Source organism: Paenarthrobacter sp. 2TAF44 (assembly GCF_052114885.1).
In the GTDB taxonomy this organism is placed as follows: domain Bacteria; phylum Actinomycetota; class Actinomycetes; order Actinomycetales; family Micrococcaceae; genus Arthrobacter.
Genome location: NZ_JBFRFP010000010.1, coordinates 150,190 through 161,340, shown reverse-complemented (window position 1 = coordinate 161,340; position 11,151 = coordinate 150,190). Strand labels below are relative to the sequence as shown.

At 62.2% G+C, this 11,151-nt stretch carries 10 protein-coding genes; 4 read left to right on the top strand and 6 right to left on the bottom strand.

Features of this window, described 5'->3' with window-relative positions:
* Positions 1-192: 192 nt before the first annotated feature.
* Positions 193-894 (bottom strand): DsbA family oxidoreductase, encoded by a 702-nt coding sequence (locus tag AB4Z15_RS11960; RefSeq protein WP_442017442.1) that lies wholly within the window; start codon positions 892-894, stop codon positions 193-195.
* 218 nt (positions 895-1,112) lie between these two features.
* Between AB4Z15_RS11960 and AB4Z15_RS11955 the strand changes: the two genes are divergently transcribed.
* Together AB4Z15_RS11955 and AB4Z15_RS11950 are read left to right on the top strand one after the other, a co-directional pair.
* Positions 1,113-2,195, top strand: coding sequence for a glycosyltransferase family 4 protein (locus AB4Z15_RS11955; RefSeq protein ID WP_442017441.1), 1,083 nt, complete (start codon positions 1,113-1,115; stop codon positions 2,193-2,195).
* A 40-nt stretch (positions 2,196-2,235) separates the two neighbouring features.
* Complete coding sequence (locus tag AB4Z15_RS11950; protein WP_442017440.1) at positions 2,236-4,371, top strand: amylo-alpha-1,6-glucosidase; 2,136 nt, start codon at positions 2,236-2,238, stop codon at positions 4,369-4,371.
* 32 nt (positions 4,372-4,403) lie between these two features.
* Here AB4Z15_RS11950 and AB4Z15_RS11945 read toward each other — a convergent pair whose 3' ends face one another.
* The 5 genes from AB4Z15_RS11945 to AB4Z15_RS11925 form a co-directional block, all read right to left on the bottom strand.
* Positions 4,404-4,934: a GNAT family N-acetyltransferase gene (locus AB4Z15_RS11945; protein WP_442017439.1), complete on the bottom strand. Its 531-nt coding sequence runs from the start codon at positions 4,932-4,934 to the stop codon at positions 4,404-4,406.
* Positions 4,935-5,022: 88 nt separating this feature from the next.
* Positions 5,023-5,415 (bottom strand): universal stress protein, encoded by a 393-nt coding sequence (locus AB4Z15_RS11940; protein WP_216921753.1) that lies wholly within the window; start codon positions 5,413-5,415, stop codon positions 5,023-5,025.
* Positions 5,412-7,022 carry a tripartite tricarboxylate transporter permease gene (locus AB4Z15_RS11935; protein WP_442017438.1) on the bottom strand — a complete coding sequence of 537 codons (1,611 nt, stop codon included), beginning with the start codon at positions 7,020-7,022 and terminating at the stop codon, positions 5,412-5,414. The genes AB4Z15_RS11940 and AB4Z15_RS11935 overlap by 4 nt, the downstream gene beginning before the upstream one ends.
* On the bottom strand, positions 7,022-7,525 hold the full coding sequence (locus AB4Z15_RS11930; RefSeq protein WP_216921747.1) for a tripartite tricarboxylate transporter TctB family protein: 504 nt from the start codon (positions 7,523-7,525) through the stop codon (positions 7,022-7,024). The genes AB4Z15_RS11935 and AB4Z15_RS11930 overlap by 1 nt, the downstream gene beginning before the upstream one ends.
* On the bottom strand, positions 7,522-8,532 hold the full coding sequence (locus AB4Z15_RS11925; protein WP_442006902.1) for a Bug family tripartite tricarboxylate transporter substrate binding protein: 1,011 nt from the start codon (positions 8,530-8,532) through the stop codon (positions 7,522-7,524). The genes AB4Z15_RS11930 and AB4Z15_RS11925 overlap by 4 nt, the downstream gene beginning before the upstream one ends.
* A 286-nt stretch (positions 8,533-8,818) precedes the next feature.
* Between AB4Z15_RS11925 and AB4Z15_RS11920 the strand changes: the two genes are divergently transcribed.
* The gene (locus AB4Z15_RS11920; RefSeq protein ID WP_442017450.1) at positions 8,819-10,390 is read left to right on the top strand and encodes a sensor histidine kinase; all 1,572 of its coding nucleotides are present in this window, start codon (positions 8,819-8,821) and stop codon (positions 10,388-10,390) included.
* A 2-nt stretch (positions 10,391-10,392) separates the two neighbouring features.
* The gene (locus AB4Z15_RS11915; protein WP_442017437.1) at positions 10,393-11,061 is read left to right on the top strand and encodes a response regulator; all 669 of its coding nucleotides are present in this window, start codon (positions 10,393-10,395) and stop codon (positions 11,059-11,061) included.
* Positions 11,062-11,151 lie beyond the last annotated feature (90 nt).

The following is an 11,151-nucleotide window of genomic DNA, read 5'->3' as shown; positions in this document are numbered from 1 at the left end:
CCCACCCCTCGGATGGACAGATCCCACTCCAGGACACCCTTGCGGGGCCAGTCACTTACCGAGTCACATCCAAGGGGCAGCACGGCCAATACCCACTCTGCCAGCCAGTCCCAGACCAGCCACAACAATCCTCACAGTCACTTATGGCCTATCCCGAGGGGGATTATGGGCCATAAGTGACCCCGCGTTGTTTTAATTGACGCTGCAGCCGTCCGGACCGCAGGCCTCTGCGTCGGATGCGCCCACGGGGATCAGCGGATTCGCTTCCTGCCACGCCTGGTTCAACGCCTCGCTGAAGAGCTCCGCCGGTTGGGCGCCGGAGATGCCGTACTTACGATCTATGACGAAGAACGGAACGCCGGTGACGCCGATGGCGCGGGCCTCGTTGATGTCCTCGTTGACGCCGTCTGAATACTTGTCAGTGGTGAACAGCTCTGCGACTTCGTGGGCGGGGAGTTCCAGAGCGGTGCCAAGTTCCGTGAGGTATTCCTGGTTGCCGATGTCCTTGCCGTGCTCGAAGTGATCGCTCAGCAACCGTTCTTTGGCGGCATCCTGGCGGCCATGGGCCGCGGCGAGGTGGATGAGGCGGTGGGCTGTGAAGCTGTTGGCAACTACTACCTTGTCGAAGTGATAGTCCAGGCCCTCGCCCTTGGCGGTCTCCGTGACGTGGGCGAACATCTGCTTGACCTGCTCCGGAGCCATGCCCTTGCGCTTGCTCAGGTAATCCAATTCCGTGCCGTCATAGTGCTCCGGGATTGAGGGATCCAGCTGGTAGCTCTTCCACTCAATGTCCACGGAATCACGGTGCGGGAACTGTGCCAGGGCAGTCTCAAAACGGCGCTTGCCGATGTAGCACCACGGACACGCGACGTCGGACCAGATCTCAATCTTCATGCTGTGGTCAACCTCCAGGGCCGCGGGGGCATTCCGGAAAAGTCTGTTATTTTCGTCACCCATTGCCGGGGCGGGCGTGCCCAGCCTAATGTGTGAAGCAGGTTATGCAGCTAGCCGGTGGGGCGCTCTTCGCCCCAGGAATCGCGTGTGTCTGGGGCCGCGATCAACACGAGGTTGAACCCCGTGCGTGGGTTCGAATGTTTGTGGAGGCCTACAGCATGCGCGTTGGACTCATCGTTGGGCCATGGTTCACAGTGCCCCCGGAACGGTACGGCGGCACGGAACGGGTTGTAGATGCGTTGGCCCGCGCCCTTGCCGATGCCGGGCACGAGGTGCTCCTGGCCACGGCAGCCGACAGTACTTGCCCGGTTCCCCAATTGCGGGGCTTTGGGCCGAGCGAGCCTGAAGAGTTGGGGCAGACGCTCAGCGAGTTGCACCACGTCATCAAGGCTTATGCCGGCATGAAGGACGTAGACATCATCCACGACCACACCCTTGCCGGGCCCCTCTACGCCCACCGGCCGCCGGGTGTTCCCGTAGTGACCACCGTCCATGGCCCGCTGACACCGAGGTATGCAGGGCTCTACCGGGATATGGCCCAGGACACCGCAATCATCGGCATTTCGCATGACCAATGCAGCCGCATTTCCGACCTGCAAATATCCGCAGTCATCCACCACGGCCTGGACCTGTCCACGGTTTCTGTCGGCGACGGGGCCGGCGGCTACGCATGCTTTGTTGGACGTATGTGCCCGGACAAAGGCTTGCTGGAGGCGGTGGCCGTTGCCCGCGAGGCCGGTGTGCCGCTGCGCATCGCTGCCAAGATGCATGCCAAGGAGGAGCGGGACTACTTCCACGACGTCGTGGAGCCGATCCTTGGGTCACAGGAAGAATTCCTCGGCGAACTCTCAGACCCGGAGAAGTACGAACTGATGGGTGGAGCGATGGCCCTGATCAACCCTATCCAGTGGCATGAACCGTTCGGGCTGGTCATGATCGAGGCGTTGGCCACAGGAACACCAGTTCTGTCCACCCCCATGGGCGCGGCACCGGAAATAGTCCAGCATGGCGTCACAGGATATCTCGCGCAGACCAATGAACTCGCAGGGTTTGTACAGGACGTGCAAGGTCTCAGCCGTGCGGAATGTCGGCGAACCGTGGATGAGTATTTCAACGCTGCACGGATGGCGGCGGACCATCTCGACCTTTACGCCACGGTCATTGAAGAATTCAAGGCCGGGGGACTTCCCGGGGACGGCAAGTTGCAAGACAATCAGAGGCAAGCCCCCATCAACCTGTGACTGATGAGCAGGACATCTCCCGAGGAAGGCTTCGTGGGCCATGACTGCTTGGAACGCCGATACGGAGGCAGGCGCTTCCGAGCTGGGCGCTGTAACCATCGTGGAAGGTTCATCCTTCTGCATCTCCGCCCACTCCGGTGACATCCACGGCGGCGGCTCCCAAGGCACCTACTACCAGGACACCCGGATAGTGTCGCGTTGGATCCTGAGGATCAACGGGGCCCTCCGGGAACCATTGGGCACCACCAACCGCACCGCTTTTCAAGCCGAATATGTTGGCCGGGCCTGCTCCAGCGATGGGCGCTTTGACAGTCCACTGGTCGTACAGCATCAGCGGCATGTGGGCGCCGGACTGCGGGATGACCTCACTATCAGGAACTACTCCGGGCAGCCGGCGCCGTGCGAAATCGAATTGCTCATCGATGCCGACCTCGCAGACCTCTTCGACGTCAAGGGTGGCCGGGCAAGCCGGGCAGGAACCGCCGAGAAGACTGCCCACAAGAAGGAGCTGCACATTGAGTCCGTCCACGCCAACGGGGAACGCCGTGGCGTGGTGTTCCGGGCTTCGGGAGCCAAAGCGAATCCGGAAGGTCTAACGTTCCACATCACCATCCCGGCCCGCAGTCAATGGAGTACCAGCGTCATTGCCATTCCGTTGATCAACGGAAAACGACCGGATGACCCGTTCACGGAAACCACGGCGCTGCACCACACCATTGGGGTCCGTCGGCACATGGCGTGGGCGGAGCACATTCCCCGGATCGCAGTCACGGACAGAAACGTTGAGGAAGTCCTGGAACGAAGCCAGAGCGATCTTGGTTCGTTGCGGATCTTCGACCACGAACACCCCGGGCGTGCTGCTGTCGCAGCAGGCGCGCCCTGGTTCATGGCACTGTTTGGACGCGACTCCATAGTGGCGTCGTATATGTCACTCATGGTGGATCCCGGACTGGCAGCGGGCTCGTTGCAAACACTGGCCGGACTTCAGGGCAGCAAAGAGGACGTCGACTCCGAGGAAGAACCGGGCCGGATGCCCCACGAGGTGAGGCTGGGAGTCACGGCAGGACTCTCCTTGGGCGGAACCGCCTACTACGGGACGATCGATGCGACGCCTCTCTTCGTCATGCTGCTGGGGGAGCTGAGCCGATGGGGCTTGGGCGCGGACATCATCGAGTCCCTCCTTCCCCATGCCGATCGTGCTATCTCCTGGATGGAAAACTACGGCGACAGGGATGGCGATGGGTTCATCGAGTACCAGCGCCCCAACAGCCACGGCCTGATCAATCAAGGGTGGAAGGACTCCTGGGACGGCATCAACTTCGCAGACGGCAGGATCGCTGAAACACCCATCGCATTGTGCGAGGTCCAGGCCTACGCCTATGGGGCCTACGTTGGGCGTTCGCTCTTGGCGCGTGCAGCGGGCGATACCGCCGTCGAACGCCGTTGCGCCGACCGGGCCGAAGCGCTGAAGGATGCGTTCAACGAGGCTTTCTGGCTGCCGGACAAGGGTTATTTCGCCCTTGCCCTGGATAAGGACAAGAAACCCGTGGATTCCTGTACGTCCAACATGGGCCACTGTTTGTGGACGGGCATTGTGGACGAGGACAAGGCTGCACTTGTGGCGGAGCGGCTGATGTCGCCTGAGATGTTCACGGGCTGGGGGATCCGCACCCTGGGTTCGGACATGGGAGCTTACAACCCCGTCAGCTACCACAACGGCTCGGTCTGGCCTCACGATACGGCTCTCGTGGCCACTGGACTCATGCGGTACGGCTTCGTCAAGGAAGCCAGCCGGGTAGCGAGTGGATTGTTCGACGCCGCTGAGCACTTTGGCGGTCAGCTTCCGGAACTGTTCTGCGGCTTTGACCGCTCGGACTTCCCGGAGCCGGTGCCCTATCCGACGGCGTGTTCCCCGCAGGCGTGGGCGGCTGCGGCCCCGATTCAGCTGGCCCGCATCCTGCTGCGGTTTGACCCCGATTTCACCAGGAAAGTACTCCATCTGGCACCCATCCTCCCGGACGCGTTCGGGGAGTTCAAAGCCGAAAACGTGCTGCTGGGGCGCTCGCGGGTCACTATCCAGGCTTCCGCGGGCAATGGCACCGTGACAGGATTGCCGGCCGGCTTGGAGCTGCACTCCGATCCCCGCCCACCCTTGGCGGGGGACTTGTTCGGCTAGCTGGCCACGGCCTCAGGCTGAGCTGCCATCGGCTAGAGGGTGTGCTCCATAACGAAGTCATGCTCCACGGTGTCTCCCAGTTTGAAGGACTTGGTGCCCACCCTCTGGAAACCACTCTTTTCGTAGAAACGGATGGCCTTGGCGTTTTCACTGTTAACGCCGAGCCAGAGTCCCGCCGCGCCCTTCTCTGCAGCGTCGGCGATGGAGGCCTTCATGAGGCGGGATGCGGCTCCTTGGCCGTGGTGGTCCGGGTGGACGTAGCACTTGCTGAGCTCCGTGGAGGGGAGCGCCGAGAGGACGGCGGCTACATCCGGGTCGCCTGCCGGCTTGGCAATCAGCATGGTGTACCCGTTGAGCTGACCGTCGTCGTCGAGCACCAAAATGGTGATGTTCGGATCGGCGAGGTAATCCACGAAGTTGGCCTCGGCGAGCGTCTTCTCGAGATGGGCTTGAATGTCCGCTGGCGAGGCACCGGGTGGGCAGGCCAGCGGGAAGGTGACGGCTGCAAGCTCGGCCAGCTTTCCGGCGTCGTCTGCTGTTGCTGTTCGAATGGTCTCGGCCACGTGGTCCCCCTTGGAGTTTGTATATGGCTAATGCCCCTAAGAACGAATCTTAAGGGCATTAGCTGGACACAATCTCCCGGTTTTGCGTTTAGTCTGCTTTCACTGCGAGCACCGGGCAGTCCGCTTCCAACAGGATCCGTTGCGAGACGCTGCCCATGATGAGTTTGCCTACCGGGCTGCGGCGGCGGAGGCCAATCACAATCAGCTCGGCGTTGTGCTCGTCGGCCGCATCCAGTACCTCAGCTGCGGCATCATGGCCGCGGACCGGCTGCTTGATGATGTGCTGGATACCCTGCAGTGCCAGGCGTTCCTCGATGGTCTGGATCTCAGGTTCCTGGGCATACCTGTTGTCCACCAACGCGTCGCCCTTGGAAGAGTTGATCACCAACAGGGTGTCGTTGCTTTTCTTCGCTTCGGCGATGGCTTGGGTCAATGCGGCTTCGCCCTCGGGCGTCGGGACGTATCCCACCACGATGGTCATGGCTTCTCCTTGTTGTGGTGGACGTTGTGGTGGCCGTTGTGCTGGAACTCGTCAGCTTGGATGGCGGCATCCTCTGTCAGGAGCGTTTCACTGGGGTGCGCCGGTACGACGCTGGCTGGCACCGGACGGTTGCGGCGGACCAGCTTGAAGAGCAGCGGCCAGAGGATGACGATAGCCACGATGATGTAGACCACGACGGCGATTGGCTCGCTCCACAGCCCGGCGGGGTCTCCGGCGAACAGCTGGAGAGTCCTGCGTAGCTGGCCTTCGATGCGTGGGCCGAGGATGACGCCCAGAATCAGGGGCAACACAGGTAGCCCGAAGCGCCGCATCATGAATCCCAGGGCTCCGAGCACCAGCAGGATCACCAGGTCGAACGCTTGCAGGTTCACCGAGTAGGCGCCCAGCGTGGCGAAGAACAGAATGCCCGCGTAGAGGTAGGGCCGTGGAAGCTGCAGCAGCTTGGCCCACAGGGGTGCCAGTGGCAGGTTAATGAGCAGGAGCAGCAGGTTACCGATGAAGAGGCTCGCGATGAGTGCCCACACCAGGGGACCTTGGCTGGAGAACAGCTGCGGGCCGGGCTGGATGCCGTACGAGGTGAACGCCGCGAGCATGACGGCGGCTGTGGCGTTGGTGGGCAAGCCGAGGGCGAGCATCGGGGTCAGGGTTCCGGCTGCCGCAGCGTTGTTGGCCGCTTCGGGGCCTGCGACGCCTTCGATGGCTCCCTTGCCGAATTCCTCCGGATGTTTGGTCAGCCGTTTCTCGGTGACATAGGAGAGGAAGGTGGGGATCTCGGCACCACCTGCGGGAAGTGCGCCAAACGGGAAGCCGAAGGCCGTGCCACGCAGCCAGGGCTTCCAGGAGCGGGCCCAGTCTTTCTTGCCCATCCAGGGCCGTCCGACGGGAATGATGTGAAGCGGTGAACGCCGCAAGTGCGCGGCAACCCACAACGCTTCACCGACGGCGAAGATGGCCACTGCCACCACCACGATATCCAGGCCGTCGGCCAGCATCGGCTGGCCGAATGTCAGGCGGCGCTGGCCGGTAACGGAGTCAATGCCCACCAGACCTATTGCCAGGCCCAGTCCCAGGGAGGCAAAGCCCCTGAGCCGGGATGAACCCAGGACCGCGGTGACGGCCAGCAAGGCGAGGATCATGATGGCGAAGTAACTCGGTGCGCCCAAGCTCACGGCGAACTGAACCACCAACGGTGCCAGACCTGCCAGCAGGGCAGTACCGATCGTGCCGGCAATGAACGAACCAATCGCCGCCGTCGCTAGCGCTTGTGCTGCCCGCCCGGCTTTCGCCATCTTGTTGCCCTCGATGGCCGTCACAACAGACGACGATTCGCCGGGTGTGTTCAGCAGGATGGAAGTTGTTGAGCCGCCATACATGCCGCCGTAATAGATGCCCGCGAACATAATAAAGGCGCTGGTGGGCTCAAGGGCGGCCGTGACCGGAAGCAGCAGCGCCACAGTCATGGCCGGGCCGAGCCCTGGCAGAACGCCAACGGCCGTTCCCAGGAGTACGCCGATCATGGCGTACAAGAGGTTCATGGGGGTGAGGGCGGTTGCGAAACCGTCCATCAAAGAGGACCAGACGTCCATCAGAGGATTCCTTCCAGGAGTCCGGCCGGCAACGCAATGCCAAGGCCGAGGTAGAAGCCGTAGAAGGTGGCCAGGGATAGTGCAACGGAGATGATCCCGTCACGGACGTAGTGCCGGCTGCCAAGTGCCAGCACGCTGCCCCAGAACAGGACAGTGCCGGAGATGACCCAGCCGGCCCAGTCGATGAGCAGGATGTTGAGGATGAAGGCTCCTGCAAGGGGAAGCACGGTCTTCCAATCGGCGGGGTGTGCGAGGTCAATGTCCTCGCCGCCTTCCACTTCGCCTTTGCCACCGCGGAGAACGTTGATGGCCAGCAGAATTGCGCAGACCACCAGGAGCCCGGCAACGACGAAGGGAACCGCCTTGGGCCCTACCGGGTCCGACTTCGAATAGGGGGTGACCAGGCCGTTGGCGTCGAGGAAGACAAGGACGCCTACCGCGCCGAGCAGGAGGGCTACCCCCAGCTCGGCGCGGCCTTTGAGGCCTGTTGCCAGAGTGCTCACGCCAAGCCAAGCTTGGTGAGCACGTCCGCAACCCGCTTGTCCTGGTCCGTCAGGAACTTCTGGAACTCGTCACCGGTGATGAAGGCGTCGGTCCAGCTGTGGGTCTTGAGGGCTTCTTTCCAGCCAGCGGATTCGTGCATCTTCTCCAGTGCGGCAATCAGGGACTTCTTGTCGTCCTCGCTGATGCCCGGAGGGGCCACCATGCCACGCCAGTTGGTGAAGACCAGATCGATCTTGGACTCCTTCAGCGTGGGGGCGTCAACACCTTCCAGACGCTTCTCGCCACTTGTGGCCAGGACACGTACTTCACCGGACTTGATCTGCTGCAGGTACTCGCCGGCACCGGAAGCAGCGAAGCCAAGCTTGTTGCCCAGGATGGCTGGAAGGAGATCTCCACCGCCGTCGTATGCGACGTAGTTGACCTTCGTGGCGTCGATACCAACAGCGCCTGCCAACTGCATGGGCAAGAGGTGGTCGGGACCACCAGGCGAGGAACCGCCACCCACGGAGATCGAACCGGGATCTGCCTTCCAGGCCTTCACGAGGTCATCGATGGTCTTGTATGGGGAGTCCTTGCTAACCATGATGGCGCCGGGCTCTTCAATGAGCCGTGCCAGCGGGGTGGTCTGGGTCAGCTTCGACTCGGACTTGTTGGTGTAACTGGCACCAACAACACCCAGACCCATGAGCATGGTGAGGTCCCCGTTGCCCTTTTCATTGACGACGCGGGCCAGACCCACCGTGCCGCCTGCACCTGCAAGGTTGAAGACCTCCGTGTTGTTGGCGATCTTCTCGTCGTCGAGCACCTTGGCGGCCGCCCGTGCGGTGGTGTCATAACCGCCGCCGGGAGTATTGGGAACCATGATCTGGAGTCCGGTGACGGGTCCGGCTGCAGCGCCGGAGCTGGCAGAACCGGTGGAGCTCTTACCTGTGGCGCCGCAGCCGGTGGCCATCAGGGCGATGCCGGCAGCGACGGCGGCGATTCGCAATGCGCGGATCTGGCGCATGGTATTCCTCTTCTCATCATCGAAAAATTCAGTGCGGGGCGATCAGCGTTGTGCCCCCGTGAACTGATGCTAGGTGCCGGCGTGACGGTCATCACTCTTGTGTTCGCAGTGATCTTTAAGTTCATTGCGTTCACGCCTCTGCCGTGTCATACGGCGCAGCCCCGCTGGTGCTCAGCGTGCTTAGGGTATAGTTCCGATACGCCAAGGCGGACTACTTTTGAAACTGTTAGCGGCCCTTGCATATTGGAATCACCAAAGGATCCAAACAGTGACTCGACGAAGAGGAATGTCCTTGGCAGGGCAGTACCTTGTGCTGCAGTTGTTGATCGTCCTGGCGGTCCTGGTCGCTGTTGTAGCCATCTCCCTGGCCCAATCTGCTGCTGCTTTTGAACGCACTGAAGGACGCCGGGCATTGTCCGCGGCAGAGGCCCTGGGCAACAACCCCACTGTGCGCGCCCTGTTGCCCACCGCCGAACCCCGCAACGGGTCATCCCTTCCCGCCGTGGCCGAGTCCATTCGCACTGTATCCGGATCTTCCCACGTGGCACTCGCAAAGCTGGATGGCACGGTGGTGACGTCCTCGGATCCCAGCCAGCTGGGCAAGCCGCTCCTGCTGGGCGACAGCAGGGTCAAGGAAGGCCGGGCCTGGACCGGAGTCCTTGCCGGCAACGAAGGGAAAGTTCTCTCAGCACATGTGCCGGTACTGGACGACTCCGGGACCATGATCGGCATCGCCTCCATCAGCAGGAACTATCCGTCCGCCCTTGAACGGCTGGAAGACGTGGTCCCCAACCTCCTCACCTACCTTGGCGTCGCGAGTGTCCTGGGCGTCGCCGGTTCCCTTCTGCTGTCCCGTCGCGTCAAACGGCAAACCCTCGGAATGGAGCCCCGGGAGATCACCGGGCTCGTGGAAAACCGTGAAGCGATGCTGCAAGGCCTCAAGGAAGGGGTGGTGGCGCTGGACCCGCACGAGCGGATTACAGTGGCAAATGAGAGCGCCCGTCAACTCCTCGGATTGCCCGCAGACTGTGTGGGCCGAAAACTTGGGTCTCTCCATGTGGACCACGCGCTGAAGGTGGGATTAACCCGGGAACAGTCAGACCCCGACCAACTGGTGCTCGTGGGGGACCGGCTGGTAGTCATGAACAGGGTGGCCCTGAAGTCCCATGGGCGCGACATCGGCTCCGTGACAACCCTGAGGGACCGGACCGAGTTGTCGTCCCTGGAGAGTGAACTCGGTGCCACGCGAACCGTGACCGACACCTTGCGTGCCCAAGCCCACGAATTCGCAAACCAACTCCACGTCATTTCCGGCCTGATCCAGATTGGCGAATATGATTCCGTGGTGCAGTTCGTCAACGGCGCCACCGTGGACCGGACCCGGCTCAACGATGAAGTGACCAGCCGTATCCAGGACCCGGCGCTCGCAGCCCTCTTGATAGCCAAAGCCAGTTTGGCCACCGAGCGCGGCGTGGAACTGCAACTCGACCCGCAGTCCGGGCTTCCGCGCGTCGATGATGAACTGTCCCGGGACCTCACCACTGTGGTGGGCAACTTGGTGGATAACGCGTTCGACGCCGTCACTGGGCTGGTTGGGGCGTCGGTGAGTGTGTTGGTGGTCAACTCAGCGGACGGTGTTTCAGTCACCGTCCGGGACAACGGACCAGGCGTGCCCTCCGACTCCGCAGAGGACATTTTCCGTCAGGGCTTTTCCACTAAGGAGCCGGGGCCCGGCGACGCCCGCGGCTTCGGCCTGGCGCTCTCACGGGTGATCTGCCGTCGGTCCGGTGGCGACCTGACGGTAACCAACGACCACGGGGCAGTTTTCACCGCACAATTCAATAAAGGGGCAGTGTAATCATGATCAAAGTCTTGATTGTGGATGACGACTTCATGGTGGCCAAGGTCCACGCCGGTTTCATCCAACGGACGCCCGGGTTCGGCGTCGTGGGGGTAGCGCACACTGGCGCGCAGGCCATCCTTGAGACGCAGCGGTTGCAGCCGGACCTTGTGCTGCTGGATATCCACCTCCCGGACGTCAACGGCCTGGACCTGATGCATCAGCTCCGGGACGTTGCCCCGGACCTTGACGTGTTGGTGATCAGCGCGGCCCGGGAAACCGAGACGGTGCGCAAAGCACTGCGCGGGGGTATTGTGCACTACCTGATCAAGCCGTTTTCGCAGTCTGATCTTCAGGAGCGATTGCAGCACTATTTGAATGCTTACCAAGGGCTGGACGCTACCAAGGACGTGGCCGAGCAATCGGATGTCAACCGGGTATTCGGGCTGGACTCTGCTCAACGTACGCTGCCCAAGGGATGCAGCGTGGAGACACTGGAACTCGTGGAGACCGCACTGAAATCGGCCCCCGGCGACGTCTCCGCCGCCGAAGTTGCCGAGCAATTGGGGACCTCCCGGGTGAGTGCCCGCCGTTACCTTGAGTACCTCCACGATGAAGGTGCGCTGGAAGTGAGGCTCAAATACGGCGTCGGGCGTCCTGAGAGAAGGTATGTGCTGAAGGGGCGGTGAGCCGCTTGTGACGGGGTGCCCGTCCGTCTTGCCCCAAGGGTCAATTGATAAACTGGGTGCACGTCCATGATCAGGCTTTCTGACAAAGGA

Excerpts from the sequence above, each read along its gene's own strand:
- AB4Z15_RS11960 (WP_442017442.1), bottom strand. The coding sequence starts at position 894 with ATGAAGATTGAGATCTGGTCCGACGTCGCGTGTCCGTGGTGCTACATC.
- AB4Z15_RS11955 (WP_442017441.1), top strand. The coding sequence starts at position 1,113 with ATGCGCGTTGGACTCATCGTTGGGCCATGGTTCACAGTGCCCCCGGAA.
- AB4Z15_RS11950 (WP_442017440.1), top strand. The coding sequence starts at position 2,236 with ATGACTGCTTGGAACGCCGATACGGAGGCAGGCGCTTCCGAGCTGGGC.
- AB4Z15_RS11940 (WP_216921753.1), bottom strand. The coding sequence starts at position 5,415 with ATGACCATCGTGGTGGGATACGTCCCGACGCCCGAGGGCGAAGCCGCA.
- AB4Z15_RS11935 (WP_442017438.1), bottom strand. The coding sequence starts at position 7,022 with ATGGACGTCTGGTCCTCTTTGATGGACGGTTTCGCAACCGCCCTCACC.
- AB4Z15_RS11925 (WP_442006902.1), bottom strand. The coding sequence starts at position 8,532 with ATGCGCCAGATCCGCGCATTGCGAATCGCCGCCGTCGCTGCCGGCATC.
- AB4Z15_RS11920 (WP_442017450.1), top strand. The coding sequence starts at position 8,819 with ATGTCCTTGGCAGGGCAGTACCTTGTGCTGCAGTTGTTGATCGTCCTG.
- AB4Z15_RS11915 (WP_442017437.1), top strand. The coding sequence starts at position 10,393 with ATGATCAAAGTCTTGATTGTGGATGACGACTTCATGGTGGCCAAGGTC.